This is a genomic window from Aliiroseovarius crassostreae (genome assembly GCF_001307765.1).
GTDB classification, from domain to species: domain Bacteria; phylum Pseudomonadota; class Alphaproteobacteria; order Rhodobacterales; family Rhodobacteraceae; genus Aliiroseovarius; species Aliiroseovarius crassostreae.
In genome coordinates this window covers 177477-195965 of the sequence record NZ_LKBA01000001.1, presented here as the reverse complement: position 1 = coordinate 195965, position 18489 = coordinate 177477, and the positions used below count along the sequence as shown (strand labels likewise).

The 18489-nt window shown below is 56.1% G+C and carries 23 protein-coding genes; 15 read left to right on the top strand and 8 right to left on the bottom strand.

The features are described 5' to 3' along the window. Positions 1-39: 39 nt before the first annotated feature. The 5 genes from dnaA to AKJ29_RS01080 form a co-directional block, all read right to left on the bottom strand. Entirely contained in the window at positions 40-1428 is a 1389-nt protein-coding gene (gene dnaA, locus AKJ29_RS01100; RefSeq protein WP_055187339.1) for a chromosomal replication initiator protein DnaA, read from the bottom strand. A 704-nt stretch (positions 1429-2132) separates the two neighbouring features. Continuing rightward, the gene (rpsT, locus tag AKJ29_RS01095; RefSeq protein ID WP_055187338.1) at positions 2133-2396 is read right to left on the bottom strand and encodes a 30S ribosomal protein S20; all 264 of its coding nucleotides are present in this window, start codon (positions 2394-2396) and stop codon (positions 2133-2135) included. 176 nt (positions 2397-2572) lie between these two features. Continuing rightward, positions 2573-3349: an enoyl-CoA hydratase gene (locus AKJ29_RS01090; RefSeq protein WP_055187337.1), complete on the bottom strand. Its 777-nt coding sequence runs from the start codon at positions 3347-3349 to the stop codon at positions 2573-2575. Positions 3350-3436: 87 nt separating this feature from the next. Beyond that, positions 3437-4288: a bifunctional DNA-formamidopyrimidine glycosylase/DNA-(apurinic or apyrimidinic site) lyase gene (gene mutM, locus AKJ29_RS01085; protein WP_055187336.1), complete on the bottom strand. Its 852-nt coding sequence runs from the start codon at positions 4286-4288 to the stop codon at positions 3437-3439. An 8-nt stretch (positions 4289-4296) separates the two neighbouring features. After that, a complete protein-coding gene (locus AKJ29_RS01080; RefSeq protein ID WP_055187335.1) occupies positions 4297-4965 on the bottom strand; it encodes a hypothetical protein in 669 nt (222 codons plus the stop codon). An 82-nt stretch (positions 4966-5047) separates the two neighbouring features. Between AKJ29_RS01080 and ubiE the strand changes: the two genes are divergently transcribed. Beyond that, the gene (gene ubiE / locus AKJ29_RS01075; protein ID WP_055187334.1) at positions 5048-5800 is read left to right on the top strand and encodes a bifunctional demethylmenaquinone methyltransferase/2-methoxy-6-polyprenyl-1,4-benzoquinol methylase UbiE; all 753 of its coding nucleotides are present in this window, start codon (positions 5048-5050) and stop codon (positions 5798-5800) included. 1 nt (position 5801) lies between these two features. After that, a complete protein-coding gene (gene ubiB / locus AKJ29_RS01070; RefSeq protein ID WP_055187333.1) occupies positions 5802-7331 on the top strand; it encodes a 2-polyprenylphenol 6-hydroxylase in 1530 nt (509 codons plus the stop codon). Between the two features lie 162 nt (positions 7332-7493). On the opposite strand, the gene AKJ29_RS01065 is transcribed toward ubiB, so the two are convergent. Next, complete coding sequence (locus tag AKJ29_RS01065; RefSeq protein ID WP_055187332.1) at positions 7494-8189, bottom strand: flagellar hook capping FlgD N-terminal domain-containing protein; 696 nt, start codon at positions 8187-8189, stop codon at positions 7494-7496. Positions 8190-8199: 10 nt separating this feature from the next. Further along, the gene (gene fliK / locus AKJ29_RS01060; RefSeq protein ID WP_161805358.1) at positions 8200-9441 is read right to left on the bottom strand and encodes a flagellar hook-length control protein FliK; all 1242 of its coding nucleotides are present in this window, start codon (positions 9439-9441) and stop codon (positions 8200-8202) included. A 449-nt stretch (positions 9442-9890) separates the two neighbouring features. On the opposite strand from fliK, the gene AKJ29_RS01055 reads away from it, so the two are divergent. From AKJ29_RS01055 to AKJ29_RS01030, 6 genes are all read left to right on the top strand, one after another. Continuing rightward, positions 9891-10202, top strand: coding sequence for a rod-binding protein (locus AKJ29_RS01055; RefSeq protein ID WP_082392468.1), 312 nt, complete (start codon positions 9891-9893; stop codon positions 10200-10202). Further along, the gene (locus AKJ29_RS01050; protein WP_055187330.1) at positions 10189-10542 is read left to right on the top strand and encodes a hypothetical protein; all 354 of its coding nucleotides are present in this window, start codon (positions 10189-10191) and stop codon (positions 10540-10542) included. Before AKJ29_RS01055 ends, AKJ29_RS01050 begins: the two co-directional genes overlap by 14 nt. A gap of 218 nt (positions 10543-10760) precedes the next feature. Further along, entirely contained in the window at positions 10761-12098 is a 1338-nt protein-coding gene (locus AKJ29_RS01045; RefSeq protein WP_055187329.1) for a flagellin, read from the top strand. Positions 12099-12187: 89 nt separating this feature from the next. After that, the gene (gene flaF, locus AKJ29_RS01040; RefSeq protein WP_055187328.1) at positions 12188-12556 is read left to right on the top strand and encodes a flagellar biosynthesis regulator FlaF; all 369 of its coding nucleotides are present in this window, start codon (positions 12188-12190) and stop codon (positions 12554-12556) included. After that, complete coding sequence (gene flbT, locus AKJ29_RS01035; RefSeq protein ID WP_055187327.1) at positions 12553-12957, top strand: flagellar biosynthesis repressor FlbT; 405 nt, start codon at positions 12553-12555, stop codon at positions 12955-12957. Before flaF ends, flbT begins: the two co-directional genes overlap by 4 nt. After that, positions 12954-13748, top strand: a complete 795-nt coding sequence (locus tag AKJ29_RS01030) for a DUF1217 domain-containing protein (protein WP_055187326.1) — start codon at positions 12954-12956, stop codon at positions 13746-13748. The genes flbT and AKJ29_RS01030 overlap by 4 nt, the downstream gene beginning before the upstream one ends. Positions 13749-13762: 14 nt before the next feature. Here AKJ29_RS01030 and AKJ29_RS01025 read toward each other — a convergent pair whose 3' ends face one another. After that, positions 13763-15082, bottom strand: a complete 1320-nt coding sequence (locus tag AKJ29_RS01025; protein WP_055187325.1) for a FliI/YscN family ATPase — start codon at positions 15080-15082, stop codon at positions 13763-13765. A gap of 88 nt (positions 15083-15170) precedes the next feature. On the opposite strand from AKJ29_RS01025, the gene AKJ29_RS01020 reads away from it, so the two are divergent. From AKJ29_RS01020 to flgA, 7 genes are read left to right on the top strand one after another with little or no spacing between them, the layout of a single operon-like run. Beyond that, positions 15171-15560, top strand: coding sequence for a FlgB family protein (locus AKJ29_RS01020; RefSeq protein WP_055187324.1), 390 nt, complete (start codon positions 15171-15173; stop codon positions 15558-15560). An 11-nt stretch (positions 15561-15571) separates the two neighbouring features. Further along, complete coding sequence (gene flgC / locus AKJ29_RS01015; RefSeq protein WP_055187323.1) at positions 15572-15964, top strand: flagellar basal body rod protein FlgC; 393 nt, start codon at positions 15572-15574, stop codon at positions 15962-15964. An 11-nt stretch (positions 15965-15975) separates the two neighbouring features. Next, positions 15976-16266 carry a flagellar hook-basal body complex protein FliE gene (gene fliE / locus AKJ29_RS01010; RefSeq protein ID WP_055187322.1) on the top strand — a complete coding sequence of 97 codons (291 nt, stop codon included), beginning with the start codon at positions 15976-15978 and terminating at the stop codon, positions 16264-16266. Next, on the top strand, positions 16263-16532 hold the full coding sequence (locus AKJ29_RS01005; protein WP_055187321.1) for a flagellar biosynthetic protein FliQ: 270 nt from the start codon (positions 16263-16265) through the stop codon (positions 16530-16532). Before fliE ends, AKJ29_RS01005 begins: the two co-directional genes overlap by 4 nt. Position 16533: 1 nt before the next feature. Next, positions 16534-17253 carry a flagellar hook-basal body complex protein gene (locus AKJ29_RS01000; protein WP_055187320.1) on the top strand — a complete coding sequence of 240 codons (720 nt, stop codon included), beginning with the start codon at positions 16534-16536 and terminating at the stop codon, positions 17251-17253. Between the two features lie 9 nt (positions 17254-17262). After that, positions 17263-18048 carry a flagellar basal-body rod protein FlgG gene (gene flgG, locus AKJ29_RS00995; RefSeq protein ID WP_055187319.1) on the top strand — a complete coding sequence of 262 codons (786 nt, stop codon included), beginning with the start codon at positions 17263-17265 and terminating at the stop codon, positions 18046-18048. Continuing rightward, complete coding sequence (flgA, locus tag AKJ29_RS00990) at positions 18048-18482, top strand: flagellar basal body P-ring formation chaperone FlgA (RefSeq protein ID WP_055187318.1); 435 nt, start codon at positions 18048-18050, stop codon at positions 18480-18482. The genes flgG and flgA overlap by 1 nt, the downstream gene beginning before the upstream one ends. The last annotated feature ends 7 nt before the right edge of the window (positions 18483-18489 follow it).

Here is an 18489-nt window from a genome sequence, read left to right as displayed (position 1 = left end):
CCTTATCCCGCCCTTTGCAGGCAACTGTGGTGCCCGGGCTTATGCTTCGAGCGCGCGGCGCAGAAGTTCGAGGTCTTCGGCGATCTGATCGTCTACGGCCTTGAGTTCATCAATGCGCTTCACCCCGTGCATCACGGTGGTGTGGTCCCGACCACCGAACCGGCGCCCGATTTCAGGCAGGCTGCGCGAGGTCATATGCTTGGCCAGATACATGGCCACCTGGCGGGGGCGCGCAATGGTGCGCACACGTTTGGGGCCAATTAGATCCGACAGGCGGATATTGTAATGTTCCGACACTTTGCGCTGGATCTCTTCCACGGTGACCTTGCGATCGGACGCCCGCAGAATATCCCCGAGGCAATCCTGCGCAAGTTCCAGCGTGATTTCGCGTCCGACAAGCGAGGCAAAGGCGAACAGGCGCATCAACGCCCCTTCCAGCACCCGCACATTGGTTGAAATGCGGTGAGCAAGGAACTCCAGCACACCATCGGCAATTTGCAGGCCGGGATATTGCTGACGATAGCTCGCCACCTTGGTCTGCAGGACGCCCAGACGCAATTCATAATCAGTCGGGTGCAGGTCCACGACAAGACCGCATTGCAGGCGGGATTTGATCCGATCTTCCAGATCCTTGATTTCACCAGGGGCCCGGTCTGCCGAGATGATGATCTGTTTGTTCTGGTCCACCAGCGCGTTGAATGTGTGGAAGAACTCTTCCTGGGTCGAATCCTTGCCGGCGATGAATTGCACGTCATCCACCATCAACACATCCACCGAGCGGAAGATTTGCTTGAAATCCATCATCTGCTTTTCACGCAGTGCCTTAACGAAACGATACATGAATTGCTCAGCCGAAAGATAAACCACGCGCAGGTCGGGCTGGCGGGTTTTCAGCTCATGCGCGATGGCATGCATCAGGTGCGTTTTACCAAGGCCGACACCGCCATACAGGAACAGCGGGTTGAACGTGACGGGGCCACCTTCTGCCACGCGGCGCGCGGCGGCATGGGCAAGTTCATTCGGCTTGCCCACAACAAAACTGTCGAATGTGAAGCGCGCATCCAGCGGCGCTCCGGGCAGGTCGTCCTGCACCTCAGAGCGGGTGGCGGATCTCGAAGGGGCCTGCGCTTCATTGCTGGTCAGACCAGATCCGGCAGCCGAATTGGTCAGCTTACGCGGTGCCGTTTTTTTCGGAACGACAAATTCCAGACGTGACGCGGCAACGCCTGCTTCGGACAGATGGCTCAGGATCTGATCGCTGAAATTGGACCCAACCCAATTCCCCATAAAGTTGGTTGGCACCAGGAAGGTCACCACCCCCCCGTCCAGATCCGCAAATTCCAAGGGTTCAATCCAACTCTTATAGTTGTTCTGCCCTACTGCCTTTTGCAGCTTTGAGCGGACCTGTCCCCATTTCTCGTTCGTCATGTCACTTCGACCTATTTTCTTTTTTCTCGACTGTCGCAAGCAGCCTGTCTCAGATCATCATTCACTCACCACCAGGCGCCTGCCACAGCACCGGAACCGACGACATGCACGCATTCCGAAACCGCCCCTTCCCTCGGTCCCGAACATAAGCTGACCCTGGCCTTGACCTGCACCTGCTTCAGCCCGAAAGGCCGAAAGCGCAAACAAAGCCCACCCACGTCCGACCATGTAAGGTGCGGCGTGTGCGACCCCGAACGGGGCATGTTAAGAGACATGACAGATGATGCATTCATCCCCTCATGCAAGGGTGGTGAACCCGATCATCAGGCAACACGAAACCTGTCCCCCTCGACAGGGGTTTCGCGCTACATTCGCGAGGGGGATTCTCTCCCCACTCGATTGTGGATTGAGCTAAGCCAATAAAAAATAACGACTTTTTGCCCCAAATCATCATTGTCCCAAGTCAGCGACGTGAATCGCTGGAGATAAGCTAGCAACTGCACCGCAGGGCGCGCAACAGAACTTCACCCTTGACTCTGTCTTTCCGAAAACGAATCCCGGACCCGGTTTTGATGCCCATGACAGGCGTCCTGAAAAACGCAAATGAGCGCGCCTATTTGGCACGCTCATCTCATGTTTCAGCCCCAATTTCAGAGGCTGACAATTTTGTCACAGACCAATCAAATCCGGTCTGCCCAGGGCAATCAGCCCAGCGCTTTCACACGTGCCGACAGGCGCGACATTTTGCGCGCAACAGTGTTTTTGTGCAGAACGCCTTTGGTCACACCGCGCATCAGTTCCGGCTGAGCCTGCTTCAGAGCAGCGGCAGCAGCGGCCTGATCGCCCGAGGCGATGGCTTCTTCAACTTTGCGCAGATAGGTGCGGATGCGCGAACGACGCGCTTTGTTCACAGCGAAACGACGCTCGTTCTGGCGGGCGCGTTTTTTAGCTTGGGGCGAATTTGCCATATGTCTGATCCCTTCGTCGGGTGTTTCGTTTCATGCCACATAAGTGGACTGCGCATCAGCACCCGCCGGGTTCAGAACCGGTGATTCTGGCCAAAGCGGGCCTCACACGCATATATTGCGGCCCCCTTTAGGGCATTTCGCCCGGAAAGGGAACCCCATTTTCTTGGTTTCGAGGCTTACTTGTCGCGGAATTGCGGTTCGCGCTTCTCAACGAAAGCAGCCATGCCTTCTTTCTGATCTTCGGTGGCAAACAGCGAGTGGAACAGGCGGCGTTCAAACAGCACCCCTTCGGCCAGCGGCAGCTGTTCAGCGCGATTGACCGCCTCCTTGATCGCCATCACGGTGACCATGGATTTTTCGGCAATCTTCGCAGCCGCCCCCATTGCCTCTTTCATCAGATCTTTCGAGGGCACCACGCGGCTGACCAGCCCTGACCGCTCTGCCTCATCGGCATCCATGAAACGCCCGGTCAGGTTCATATCCATCGCCTTGGCACGCCCCACCAGCTTGGTCAGACGCTGTGTGCCGCCCATCCCGGCCATCACCCCAAGGTTCACTTCGGGCTGACCAAACTTGGCAGTCTCGGACGCGATGATGAAATCACACATCATCGCCAACTCGCATCCACCGCCCAGCGCATAGCCTGACACGGCGGCGATAATCGGTTTGCGGATCCGCATGATCGCGGCCTCTTCGGGGGTGAACAGATCCCCGGCGAACACATCCACAAAGCTTTTCTCAGCCATCATCTTGATATCGGCCCCGGCGGCGAATGCCTTTTCCGAACCCGTGATCACGATGCAGCGCACCTTGTCATTTTCCTGCGCTTCCGCCAGCGCTTCGCCCAGCTCGCCCAACAGCTCGAGATTGAGAGCATTCATCGCATCCGGGCGGTTCAGCCGGATCAGCGATACGTGGTCTTCGATTTCGACGATAATATTCTTATAGGCCATGGTTCCCCTGCCTTAGTCCCGTTTTGGTCGTCCCTGACCAGTGGTGGTCGAGGGGGAGTCCTACGCGGGCATTCCCCCTCGATCAAGCTATCTTTGACATTGCCCACAATAGAAGCTTGATCGTCCCCCCTGCACGATTCGGGCAATTTTCCCTTTGCAATCAGGTGTGACGCAGGGTTCATTTTCCCGTCCGTAGACCTGAAAACTGTGTTGAAAATACCCCAGATCACCATCTGTCTGGCGGTAATCCTTCAGCGAAGATCCACCGCTTTTGATCGCCTCACGCAACACATCACGGATGATCGGCGCCAATCCCGCCACCCGTTTGGCCGCTATCTGACCTGCCTTTCGAGACGGATGGATCCCCGCCCGAAACAGCACCTCACAGACATAGATATTGCCAAGCCCTGCGACTATTCCCTGATCCAGAAGCGCGGTCTTGATGGCCGTGTTTTTGCCGGCAAGCCTGGCGACCAGATAGGTTTCATCAAAATCATTGCCAAGGGGTTCCGGCCCCAGGACGCGGATCAGTTTATGCGCCTCAAGACCCGCCGTGGGGCACAGATCCATCGCCCCGAAGCGACGCGGATCGTTAAAGGTCACCCGCGCGCCGTTCTCCATATCAAACACGACATGGTCATGCTTTTCCGGCGCCGGGTGGGTATGGTGAAACTTGCCCAGACGATGACCCGAAATCAGCATCCGCCCCGACATGCCCAGATGCACGATCAGGGTTTCATCAGTATCGAGGTCCAGAAGCAGGTACTTCGACCGACGCCCAAGATGGCGCACCTGCGCCCCGGTCAACCGGTCAGCCATCCGATCCGGGAACGGCCAGCGCAACCCGTCACGCCGCACCTCTGCCCGGGCAATCCGCACGCCCTCCATCACCGGGGCCAGTCCGCGACGCACGGTTTCAACTTCGGGCAGTTCAGGCATGGGACCTCTCACTCATACGCATTCCAGTTCTCAGACAGCTCTTCATTGGCCCGCTCTATCAATGCCTCCATCCCGGTATAAAAGGAGGAGATCTTTGCCTTGCCGGCCTCACCAAAATGAAGCTCATATTGCATCGCGTCCCGGTTATAACCAACGTCCACCAGATCATTCCAGGCATATCGCTTCCTGCGAAAACTCCAGTGCGTATTGATCAGCCCCTCGCGGTCATAGGACACAAAAGCGACGATCATCCAAAGGCACATCAGCCCGAAGAACAGCCCGAACGCCGCCATGAAAAGCGACAGACCAAGCTGATCCCCCTCCAGTGCAACAAAGATGAACAGGGCAGACAGAGCGCCGCTTGCCGGAACGAAAAGGAAAAGAAACCCGGATTTGAGCCGAAGCGTGGTGACCCCCTCAAACGGATCATGCCGCCCCTCATCCCCGCCGAGCCGGGCCACCGATACCAAAAAATAAGGCAGGGTTGGCGCAAGAAGAAGCGTGCCCAATAATTTCAGGATATTCTCGGACCAGGGATTTCCGGGCTGAAGAAAGGCCAGGGCAGAGGGCAGGGTGTTGGGGTGCTCGCGAAGATAGGTGCCGCCGAAATGGACCAGCCCGAAAAACACGACCCCCGCCATCAGCAAGAGCAAAAAGGAAATGACAACCTGACGCATGTTCCGTTTCCAGCCTCAACCGCAATTGTATCCGGGACATATCTGACTATAAGGGAGCAGAGACAATTTAAGGCAAGTGCCGATGACATCGAACAGCAAGAAAACCACGCATTTTGGGTTCAAAACCGTAGACGAAGACCAGAAGGCCGGGATGGTCCATGGCGTTTTCACCAATGTGGCCTCGAAATACGACATCATGAACGACGTCATGTCCGTCGGCATTCACCGCCTCTGGAAAGACGCGATGATGGACTGGCTGGCCCCCCGTCCCGGGCAGCGCCTGCTTGATGTAGCCGGTGGCACGGGCGACATTTCCTTTCGGTTCCTGAAACGCGCGGAAGGCACATCCTCTGTCGTGCTGGACATGACAGAATCCATGCTGATCGAAGGACGCCAGCGCGCAGAAGCCGGCAATATGGCGAACCGGCTTGACTGGGTGGTTGGCGACGCGATGCAATTGCCGTTCGAGGATAACAGCTTTGATCGCTACACGATCAGCTTTGGCATCCGCAACGTGACCCGTATCCCCGACGCGTTGAAAGAGGCCTATCGGGTGCTCAAACCCGGCGGGCGCCTGATGGTGCTGGAGTTTAGCCAACTGCCCAATGACGGATTGCAAAAACTCTACGACCTCTATTCCTTCAACGTGATCCCCCGGATGGGCAAGCTGATCGCTGACGATTATGACAGCTATCAATACCTTATTGAATCCATTAGAAAATTCCCAGATCAAGATACATTTGCCGGAATGATCCGGGACGCCGGTTTCGAGAATGTGAAATATCGCAACCTGTCCCTGGGGATTGCAGCCCTGCATTCGGGATGGAAGATCTGACATGCGTGGACCGCACAATATCTGGCGCCTGATCCGCACCGGCGCCACCTTTCAGCGCACCGGCGCCATGGGTGTCGTTCTGGATGCGATGAAAGCACCGCCTGCCCTGCGGGTGGCCGCTCGGGTCATTGGTTTTCCCTTTGCGTGGCTGGGCAAGAAAGGTGACACATCCCTGCCCCCCGTCACTCGCGCCATTACCGCGCTGGGACCGGCCTATATCAAATTCGGACAAATCCTGTCGACACGCCCGGATGTGGTCGGGTCTGACCTTGCCGACCAGTTGAAATACCTGCAGGACAAGCTGCCCCCCTTCCCGCTTGATGTGGCGCGGAAAATGGTTGAGGACGAGTTGGGGATCAAGGTGGACGAGGTCTTTTCCGAGTTCTCAGAACCGGTTGCCGCAGCCTCCATCGCACAGGTCCACCGCGCCCGCCTTGCCACAAATGGCCAGAAAGTGGCCGTCAAGGTTCTGCGCCCCGGCATCCTGCGAGCCTTCCGCACCGATATCGACGCATTCCACTTCTCTGCACGGATGATCGAATGGCTCCTGCCCTCAACCAGACGTCTGCGCCCGACCGATGTGGTGGAACATTTCGAAGGCGTGGTGATGGGAGAGCTCGACCTGCGTCTGGAGGGGGCTTCCGCCAGTGAATTTGCGGAAAATACCCAAAAGGATCAAGGCTTTGAAGTGCCCCACATCAATTGGGCGCTGACCGGACGTTCCGTGATGACGCTCGGGTGGGCCGAAGGCATTCCCGCCAATGATCTGGACAGTATTCGGGCATCAGGTCTGAATATGACCGATCTGGGGGAACGGGTGCTGCAGCTGTTTCTGAGCCATGCCCTGCGGGACGGGCTGTTTCATGGGGATATGCATCAGGGCAACCTGAAATTCGCCGAAAACGGAGACATCATTGCCATTGATTTTGGTATTATGGGACGGATCGACGAATATACTCGTCGAGTCTATGCCGAAATCCTCTACGGCTTCATCACCCGCAATTACACCCGCGTGGCTGAGGTCCATTTCGAAGCAGGCTATGTTCCCGCAAATCGGGATGTGGTGGAATTCGCACAGGCCCTCCGCGCCGTTGGTGAACCAATTGCGGATATGGATGCAACGCAGATCTCGATGGCCAAACTCCTCTCCTACCTCTTTGAGGTCACAGAGAAATTTGGCATGCAGACCCGCACGGAGCTGATCTTGCTGCAACGGACGATGGTTGTGGTCGAAGGGGTCGCGCGCTCACTTGACCCACATATCAACATCTGGCAGGTCGCCCGTCCCGTCGTCGAAGATTACATCAAGGCGTCAATCGGTCCCAAAGCACTCGCCCGCGACCTGCTGCGAACCGCACGCGTCCTGTCAAGGTTTGGGCCGCTTCTGCCCGAACTGGCCGAAGCGGCACTGATCCGGCAATCCACGCCCTTGCCGGAAGCGGCGCCCGCGCGCCCAATGAGGGCGATGGCCTATGTCAGCCTTGGGGGTGGAATTGCGCTTGCCGCGGTCTGGCTGTCATCACTTATTTGATGGCCTGACCGTACAATCTTGAAGCAAAAGCAACTCTGAACGAACTCACAGCGCGAATTTATCCTGCACATCCAACGCAGTGATCTTCGCCATCATGTTTCAGTTTTCACCTGCCCCAGGTCAAACTGAAACGCTTTGGACACCCGGTTTTCCGGGCGTATTCTAGCTGTCCGATGCTTCTCGCAGCGCAGTTACCTTATCGGCAGACACCTTGTCGCCGCTTTCGAGAACCAGCTTGAGTTCACCATCTTCCTGCCGGGTTTCCACAACCCTCGCGTAGACCTCTACTGGCGTTGCATCGATAAGTTTGCCTTCGCTCCAGCTTTCCAGCTCAAACGAATAGGTCCCATTTTCAAATGGCTGGCCGGATGCATCCACTCCTGCCCACTCGATCTGATCACTGGATACGGGAATATCGGTTTTCTGAACCACATTCCCCTCTGCATCCTTTACGATCAGATTGGTCTGGTCCGCAGTGGAGGGCGGTTTGGGCGACAAGGTCACCGGGGTGCCATCAAAGCTGGCAGGTGCACTCACCCGGGCCTCCATACCAACCCAGCCTGCGACGTCCGTCATCCCCATCAGATCAAGCCTTGCAGTCATTCCTTCCAGCAAACTGTTGCTCCTCACCTGCTGCTCGACGCCTGAGAATGTCGCAAGCTGCATGGCAAATTCCGTTGAGTCCATCGGGTTCAGCGGGTCCTGGTTTTCCATCTGAACCGTCATCATCGTCAGGAATGTCTCAAAATCCGAAGACAGCGCTGCGGACGCATTCTCATCGGTTTTGGCGGCACTGGGAGAGGCGGGCGGCGCTGTGAGAGATGAGGGTAAAGTCGGGTTAGTTGCAGTCGTAACCATCTGATATCCTTTATAATCTAATATCAATTCCAGAGCGGGCCATCACATTCAGAAGCACCGGCTCAGCTTTGTCAGGCACGTGGCCATTATCAGTTGCATCCCCAGAGGAGCTGGGGGCATGATCAGAAGATGACTGCCCACCGTCCTTGCCGCCCGCCCCGGATTGCGTGAAGGAAAAGGTGACCTCTCCATATCCAATATCACGCATTTCCTGGGCAAGCAGGTCGATATGACGCCGCATCAGATCGAGCGTTTCCGGGCGCTCTACGTTGACCGCAATTGTCATTGCAGACAGATCACCGGAAAAGGTCAGGCGCAGCTTCCCAAGTTCCTCGGGGCTCAGCGTAAGTTCAACCGGTCGGTCCGGCATTTTCCTGGCAACATCTGCCAGCTGAAGGGCAACATGACGGGGGAGTTCGGTGCGCATTTGCGCCGAAAGCTCCGCGCGACTGCTGAGTGTCTCTACCATTCTACCCTCAGCGATCCCCACCTCAGAACTGGTCGCAAACAACTGGTCCAATTCGAAATTCCCAGAGGGTAGGCGCATACTACTTTCCTGCAGGACATTCAGTTGGGCCTGCATCGGCACCACCCCTGAAATCAAAGGAGTTGCCCCTGATGGATTTGCCAGCGCCGGGGCCGGGGCCGCAGCATGGCTTTGTTCAGGCGCACTTGCCCAGCGGGCCTGTTCTCTCCCGAAATCCTTGGCCACTCCCGCACCCGAGGGACCCTCTTTCATGGCCGCTGGCCCGGGCATGGCATGCGGGCTTCCCGCCGGTTGGCCGCTCATCCTGCCTACCTCACCGACAAGGACAGGCCCTGTCACCATTTCCAGCGTCGCGCGGGCACCGGCACCAACCACATCGACCTGTTCACTGTTTTTTACGGCCTCCACCGACAATTTACCCTGAGAAGCAGTCATTGTCTGAGAACCCATCTGGAATGATAGTTGCGTCTGAAGCTGCGCGGCGGTCATTGGGTCCACTCGTGACAAGGATCCTTGGCCCGGACCCGTTATCTCACCCGCTATCTCGGCCATCTGCTCACCTGCCAAGATCCGGCCAGCAACCTCTGCGCTTTGCAAATTGTTGCCGAGGGCACGGTCCCCTTTGCCTTCACCGGATATGGTTGCACCAAGATCCTGGAAACCAAGCGCCGAAACTCTGCTGGCTGGTTGCGCTATTGCAATTGAAACCTCGCCGGCTTCTATCGCATCCACCCCAGCCGCCAGCACCGTTTCATCAGACGACATCTGAGAGGGCTGTGTTTCAGAGCCAGCACTGTCATCACTCACTCGCTGAATAATATTTCCGGTCTGAACAGCCCCCCCAGGCATCCCGAAAAACACGTTGGCCTCCGCCGGTAGGTCAGTCATGTGCCCCAGCATGGGGTCAGCCAACCGAATTTCGGAAAGGGCTTCATCATGCTGATCCGCAACCTGCATCATAGGCCGATCCACGTCCTTCGCACCCAACATCAGGTCACTAAAGAGATCGCCCACGCCGCGCCCAGAACGAATGTTACTGACACTATTCTGTGTACCATCGGCAGCGCCGCTTATCGGTAATTTCGGTCCAATTTGCATATGTCCATCCGGGTATTCTGACTCCGATTTCGATCAATATGACAGCAGTTGGTTACCGGATGTTTACCGCCAGCAGAGATAGTTGGGGAAATAGATCACATTTGAAAGGATGGCACATGGAACCGACACGGGCAGCCTTGGGGCCGCTTAAAACTTCGGTTGGAGCGGTTGGAAATTCCACTGAGAACAGTCAGGACGCAGCCCTGCGCCAGGCAGCAAAAGATCTGGAAGCCTCTTTTCTTGCAGAAATGCTGAAGGCAACCGGCCTCGGCAAAACGCGGGAAAGTTTCGGAGGGGGAGCGGGGGAAGATCAGTTCTCGTCCTTTCTGGTTCGTGCCCAGGCCGATGAGATGGTCAAGGCTGGCGGTATTGGTCTAGCCGAATCACTTTTCGAAGCATTGAAGGAACGATCCAATGGCGCTCTTTAAACGCATATCTCCGGCGCAGGCCCTGAACAATCTGCTGGATCAGGAACGAAATCTTCTCTTGTCCGGGCAGCTTGTCGAACTTGCAAAGCTTGGCCCCGAAAAGGAACGTCTGTTTCGACTGTTGCCGAGTATGGCGCTAAGCCGCACAGTGATTGAGCAGATGCGGCAGAAAGCTGAACACAATCAGGCATTGCTTCTGTCTGCAAACAAGGGCCTTCGCACGGTTTCGCGCCGGCTGGAGCTGCTCCGCAATCAGAAATCACAATTGCGCACCTATGATGCAGGCGGGCAAAGCCAGGACCTCGCACGCCCCTCAAACAAGTTTGAACATCGCGCATGACACAAGATCAGTTAGTTCAAATTGAACGCAAACCAATCGCTCGAATTTAGAATTCCTTCAGCATTTCGGCGTCAGCTATAGACGCATTCCTCGAGGGGGTGGCGCGGAACGGACAATCCAAAAACTTCCGCAGAGTTGAGAACGGCTCTTCTTAATTCGCTTTCAGGCGATTTTTTCAAACCCGGTGTAAAGCACCGAAAAGACTGAAGGAAAATCTCATGTCTAGTATCCTGACAAACAACGGGGCAATGGTTGCATTGCAGACGCTGAAGTCGATCAACTCAAGCATGACCGACACCCAGAATCAGATCTCAACCGGTAAAAAGGTTTCCACTGCCAAAGACAATTCGGCCGTGTGGGCAATTTCCAAAGTGATGGATTCGGATGTAAAAGGGTTCAAGGCGATCTCGGAGTCCTTGTCTTTGGGGGAAAGCACCCTCGCCGTCGCACGCAACGCATCAGAAACCATCACCGACCTTCTGACCGAAATGAAGGGCAAGATCGTCGCAGCACAAGAAGAGAACGTTGATCGTGCGAAGCTGCAAACTGACATCGTTGCACTGCGCGACCAGATCGGCTCTGTTGTCAGTGCGGCTCAGTTCAACGGCCTGAACCTGATTGACGGATCAAGCACCGACACCATGCAGGTGTTGTCATCTCTGGATCGTGACTCCAATGGCAACGTGACGGCAAACCACATCGCCGTGGACCGCCAGAACCTGTCCACGACAACCCCGGTGACCGCACAGGCATTTGGCGCCACGGATCTTGCAGATGCCACAGCCGCCAACGCTCTCATGCAGACGGGTGCCGCCGACACCCAACACGACGACGCGGCCTTTGATCCGGCCAGCCCAACCGCAAGCATTGCAGATGGTGGCAACCTGCAAATCGACATCAAGTCGGTTGCAGAAGGAAACAGCTATCAGATCATCCTGGATGATGTGAACGTGAACGTGAATGGTGGTGGGAGCACTCTCGGCCAACGAACCTTCGAATATGTGGCATCATCCACCGATGGTACCGCCGAGGTTGCCAAGAACCTGACCGACCAGATCAACGCCTTCTTCGGTGCGGCAACCGATTCGGGTGAAGGCTATACGGTCACTCTGGGCACCGGCTCCAACGCCAATCAACTTACCATCGCGAATGCCGCTGGTGGCGACGCAACCGCGATCAAGGTCGGCCTTCGCGTTCAGACCGGCGGAACAGCAGGTTCCACCGCGTCCTCTGGTGGCCTGGGGGCACTTCAAAATATTGATGTGACCACCGACTCGGGCGCAACCGGAGCACTGGCCGCAATTGAAGGTCTGATCAACCAGTCCATTGATGCTGCGGCTACCTTCGGCTCTGCCGCGGGTCGCATCGAAACCCAAAGCAGCTTCGTCTCCAAACTCTCGGACTCGCTGAAATCGGGTATCGGCGCCATGGTAGATGCGGATATGGAAGAAGTATCGGCTCGTCTGCAAGCCCTGCAGGTACAGCAACAACTGGGAACCCAGTCGCTGTCGATCGCCAACCAGGCACCGCAAAACATCCTGTCGCTGTTCCGCTAAGGGACCATATGGCGGGGCGTCAAAAGGGCGCCCCCCATTTCCCTCACCCCTGATTTCAACGTTTGCCGGAAGGAAAAACCGTGAACGCTATGAACTTGGCCAAAACGGCCTATGCGGCCTCAAACACCGCAGTCCGCACCCCTCGAGGCGTCGAATACGAAGCCTTCGCACGGGTCACACACAAACTCAGATCAGCGGCCGAAAAGGGTCGTTCCGGTTTTGGAATGCTGTCTCAGGCTCTTCACGAAAACCGCCGTTTGTGGACACTTCTCGCCGCAGATGTAGCAGAAGCTGACAATAAACTGCCGCAAGATCTTCGCGCCCGAATTTTCTATCTCGCAGAATTTACAAATGATTTCAGCCGGAAAGTCCTAACTGACGGCTCGGATCCACAGGCCCTTATTGAGATCAACACCGCCATCATGCGCGGTCTTCGTCAGAAATCGGAGGCAGCATGAGCGGACTGGTCCTTAAATTAAGCCCGAAAGAACGCGTTCTGATCAATGGCGCAGTCATCGAAAATGGAGATCGGCGTTCACGCCTTTCGATTGTGACACCAAACGCCAATATTCTGCGACTACGTGATGCCATTCATCCGGAAGAAGTAAACACCCCTGTCCGCCGTGTGTGCTACATTGCCCAACTGGTCTTGTCAGGCGATGTTGAGCAAAAGGAAGCGCATCTGCAATTGCTGCGCGGAATTGAACAACTCAGCCAGGTTCTGACGGATCACGACAGTCGGGATCAACTGACCCGCGCAACAGAAGCTGTGAACAGTCAACAATTCTACCTTGCGCTGAAGTGTCTGCGAACGCTTTTGCCACGCGAAGAGCGCTTACTCGCTGCGAGAATGGCATGAGTTTCCAACCCATCATACCGATGGGCGGCGCTGCCGGCTGGGCGTTTCTGCAACGTACGCAGGACGCCCAGAAACAAACCTTCAATGCGTCAGCAGAAATGCAACGCGATGTTTCCTACTACAAAGAGAATATCGGCAAAATATCTACTGCGGAGGAGTTGGTGGATGACTATCGCTTGCTGAAGGTTACCCTTGGAGCCTACGGTCTAAGCGACGATATCAACAATAAATTTTTCATCCAAAAAGTTCTGGAAGATGGCACCTTTGACGAAGGTGATCTTGCCAACAAACTCTCAGACAAACGTTATTACGAAATGGCCAAGGATTTCGGGTTTGGCGATCTCAGCATTCCAGCAACCCAGATATCCACCTTTGCAGACAAAACCATCTCAGCCTTTCAGGAAAGGCAATTTGAAGTTGCCGTCGGCGAGCAGAATCAAGACTTTCGCCTCAGCCTGTCTTTGAAACGAGAGCTTGGCGCCATTGTCGATAAATCCACTTCCGAAGACGGAAAATGGTTCTCCATCATGGGAAACCCTCCACTGAGACAGGTCTTCGAAACCGCTCTGGGGTTGCCCAATAGTTTCGGAGCACTTGACCTGGATCTGCAACTACAAGGGTTCAAGGATAAGGCGGAAGCCTATTTTGGAAGCAACAAGATCAGCCAGTTTTCCGACCCTTCCAAGTTGGATGAGCTGAACAGGCTGTTTCTGATACGATCCGATTTGGCCAATGGCTCGGCGAGCATGGCAAGCAGCACCATTGCCCTGACACTTCTTCAAAACCTCTGAGCAGCCCAATTTTCCTAGCTGGGATTTGTCATGCAAGCCCCCAGTCGGCGGAAGCTGGCCTCGGTGTTTTCCAGTTCATCTTCAGCCAAAAAGCCATCCAGTTTCGGATAGCACTCAATTGCCGCATCCACCATCGGGTCGCTTCCAGCCGCATACAGGCCAGCCTGGATCATCATTTCCGATCTGGCATAAGCACCAAGGCGCTGTCGAGCAGCCGATATCAGAGCGTTCTCTGCATCGGTCGCAGCCCCTGGCAACGCGCGGGAGACGGACCTCAGCAGATCGATGGCCGGGAAACGCCCCCTTTCAGCGATTTGGCGGTCCAGCACAACATGACCATCCAGAACACCGCGCAAAATGTCCGCCACAGGCTCTTCCATGTCAGACCCAGCCACCAAGACAGAAAAGATGGCCGTAATATCCCCCTGTTCATCCTGCCCGGGACCTGCCCGTTCACATAACGTGGTAATTTGTTGCGCAGTCGATGGTGGGAACCCGCGCAGCGAACTGCCCTCACCAGATGCCAGCGCGATTTCGCGGTGTGCTTCAGCAAATCTGGTCACACTATCGGCAAGGAACAAGACGTGACGTCCCTGATCCCTGAAATGCTCTGCCACGGACATAGCCGCCCAGCCAGCTCTTCTGCGAACCATTGGTGATTGATCCGATGTCGCGGCTATGACAACTGCACGTTTCATACCCTCAGAACCAAGGACACGCTCAACAAACTCCCGCACTTCTCGCCCTCGTTCGCCGATCAGGGCAATGACCACGACATCTGCCTGCACCCCACGGGCCAGTTTTGCCAGCAAGGTAGACTTCCCCACACCGGAGCCTGCAAACAACCCGATCCGCTGCCCCTTAACAATCGGCAAAAGCGTATTGAAAACAGCAAGCCCAGTCTCAAGCCGCGCCCCCAGCACCCGACGCTTGGTCGGATTGATGGCCGTCCCGCGCAATGGCCGTTCGGCTCCTCCGCGCATAACCGGCAATCCATCAATGGCTTTGCCAAACGGGTCAAGCACACGACCAATCCAACTGTCATCCGGAGCAATCTGCGTGCCGCCTCGCAGCACCACCTGCTCTCCAATGCGCAGCCCTTCAACATCACCATCAGGCAAAACCGTTATCCGGTCCGCCGACAGATTGAGAACTTCACCCAGCCGTTTCTGCCCCGAAGACCCGATTTCTACCAGATCACTTTGCGCAGCCACATGTGAAAGCCCCGCAACTTCGATCGTGCCGCGATGGATTTCCACAATGCGACCAATGTCTGCCGTCCGGGTCACGGCTGCGACTTCTGCGGTGAGCTGCTCGAAACCGACGGCTTTCATGACGTTCTCCTAAAACTTGTGTCGTGAAACTGTTTTTAAAGGAATCAGGGTTAAACCTTAGTTGAAACCAATCGAGGGAGAAGCCCCGATGTTCGACAAACTGGAAATTTTTCGCATGAGTCAGGGGCTGGCACAGCATGCTGCGGCTCGTCAGTCGACCATTGCACAGAATGTTGCAAATGCAGATACGCCGGGTTACCGCGCCCGCGATCTCGTCTCATTCTCCGAGACGTATGATGCCCCCGATGGCACTGAAATGCGGCGTTCCCGCGCAAAACATGCGCTCACCCCTTCTGAAAATCCGGGACAAGCGCCTCAGTCGATTTTGCGCGACGGCCCCACATCCCCAAATGGAAATTCCGTCTCATTGGAGACCGAATTGATGGCCTCTGCCAGTGCAAAGCGCGACCACGATCTTGCACTCGCTGTTTACAAGAGCTCGATGAACATCATGCGGGCCGCCGTCAGCGGTAGATAAGGAAGGGCATCATGAACGATCTCAGAAATTCTGCTGCCGCCGCCGCCTCAGGCATGAGAAGCCAGGCCGCCCGGTTGCTCCACGTTTCAGAAAACATCGCCAATGCCGACACCCCTGGCTATCGGCGGAAACTGGTCAGTTTCAATCAGGTGATTGAAAGCGGGCGCGCAACCGGGTTGGTAGAACCCGGACAGGTGCGCTTGGACCAAACGACTTTGCCTAGTGTGTATGACCCCTCTCACCCGATGGCAAATGACCAAGGCTACTATGACGGCTCGAATGTCGATCTGGTGGTCGAAATCGCTGACGCGCGCGAAGCGCAGCGCAGCTACGAGGCGAACCTCAAAATGTTCGATCAGACCCGGCAAATGTCCCAAGGACTGCTCGATCTACTACGCAGATAGGAGGCACCAGAATGGATGTTAAATCCTCTATTGCGGCCCAAGGCTATGCTGCCACCCGTCCTGCCACGCAGCCAAAGGCGCGGGCAGACGGGCCTGCGGCGGATTTTGCCAAAATGGCAAATGACTTCGCCGCAACCGTTCAACAGGGCGAACAAACCGCACTGGCCGCCATGTCGGGGGATGCAGACCCGCATGCGCTTGTCCAGGCTCTGGCACAAACCGAGCTGGCGGTCGAAACGGCAGTCACCATTCGCAATAAGGTGGTCGAGGCGTATCAGGAAATTCTGAGGATGCCGGTATGATGAATGACGTCATCTTCTTCGACACCTTGCGCGCGGGGCTGTGGAACGCGGTTCTGATCTCCTCACCCATCCTGACGGTTGCCCTGGTGGCTGGCCTGGCTGTCGGTCTTTTTCAGGCTCTGACATCAATTCAGGAAATGACCCTGACCTTTGTGCCCAAACTCATTGCCATTTTGGTTGTGTTCTGGGTTTCGATGAGCTTCATGACCGAAACGCTCACAGGCTTTTTCCAGAACCAGATCATCCCATTGATCGCAGGAGCCTGACATGGACAACACCCATTACACCAACCTCACCCGCCAGTCCGGCCTGCTACGTGAGATGACAACCATCGCCAATAATATCTCCAATGCCTCAACCAGCGGATTTCGCAAGGAAGGCGTGGTGTTCTCCGAATTTATCCATGCGATGCCAAAGGATGAACCGTCCCTGTCGATGGGATTTGCAAATGGGCGATCCATCAACCTGCAGCAAGGCGCGTTGACGCAAACAGGCGGAACCTACGACTTTGCCATAGAAGGAGACGGGTTTTTCATGCTCGAAGGAGTGGATGGCCCGGTTCTGACCCGCGCCGGAGCCTTTACCCCGTCTGCGGAGGGCGAGCTTACGAATATGGATGGCTTGCGTCTTCTGGATGCCGGAGGAGCCCCGATTTTTGTGCCACCTGACGCCAAAACGGTCTCGCTGGCATCTGATGGCACCCTATCTGCTGATGGACGCCCGGTCACCCAGATCGGCCTCTTCGCCCCCCTCGACAGATCCGACCTGCAGCACCAGCAAGGTGTATTGTTCACCGCACCTGGCGGAACACAAACCGTTTTGGAAGGCACCAGCATCCTGCAAGGGTTTGTGGAAGGCTCAAACGTCAATCCAGTTCAGGAAATCACCAGAATGATCGAGGTTCAGCGCAGCTACGAGTTGGGCCAGAGCTTCATGGAAAAAGAAGACGAACGGATCCGTTCCGTCCTTCAGACCGTTGTGAAATAAGGAGTTCCCATGCGTTCATTACAGATTGCCGCCACCGGGATGCTCGCCCAGCAAATGCGGGTTGAGACCATTTCCAACAACCTCGCCAATATGAGCACCACAGGCTACAATGCCCGTCGCGCAGAATTTGCAGACCTGCATTATCAACAGGCGACCCGCCCAGGCTCCATCGCAGCCTCTGACGGTACCGTCATCCCGGCCGGGGTCCAGCTGGGGCTTGGCGTCCGCCCTGCTGCCGTGTCCATGATGGTTGAACAAGGCAGCCTTTCACAAACCAATGGCGAACTGGACCTTGCGATCGAAGGCAAAGGCTATCTCGAAGTTACACTTCCAAGCGGCAATGCCGCATACACACGGGATGGCGCATTGAAACTTTCACCAGACGGTCAGATCCTGAACACCGACGGCTATGTGGTTGCGCCCGGAATCACCATCCCGGACGATGCTCGCTCCGTATCCATCAATGCGGAAGGCGAGGTCTATGTTTACTTCAAAGACGTGGTTGAACCCGAGTTAATGGGCGCTTTCACACTGACAAACTTTACCAATGAAAAAGGGCTCGAGGCCATTGGTTCCAACCTATATCTGGAGACAACTGCCTCTGGTGCCCCGCTAACCGCCGCCCCCGGACAAGATGGGCTGGGCACGCTCCGTCAGGGTTATCTGGAAAACAGCAGCGTCGACGCAGTCCGAGAAATCACCGAACTCATCGAGGCTCAGCGCGGCTATGAGCTCAACTCAAAAGTCATCACGGCCGCCGACCAGATGCTGGCTGCAACCACACAGGTGCGGTGATGTGGCGTTTCCTCCTTGCTCTCTTGCTTCTTCCGACAGCCATTCAAGCTGACACGGTTCTTGCCGCCCGCACCATGCGTGCAAACAGTATTCTGACCGCGGCAGACCTGACAGTTGCGCCAGGGGATATCCCCGGCACCTATATCAGCATGGAAGAACTGGTTGGGCAGGAAACCCGATCGGTTCTTTATGCAGGGCGCCCCATTCGGCTCAACGATGTCGGCCCACCTGCACTGGTCGACAGAAATCAGATCATCATTCTGATCTATGAAACGGGTGGCCTCCGAATCGCCGCAGAAGGCCGCGCGCTTGCCCGGGGTGGCATCGGGGATCGTGTGCGCGTCATGAATTTGTCGTCCCGCAGCACCATCACCGGCACCATACAACCCGATGGCTCCGTTTCAGTCGCCCCCCCCAGTTTCCCAGGCTTTTAAAGGTTGC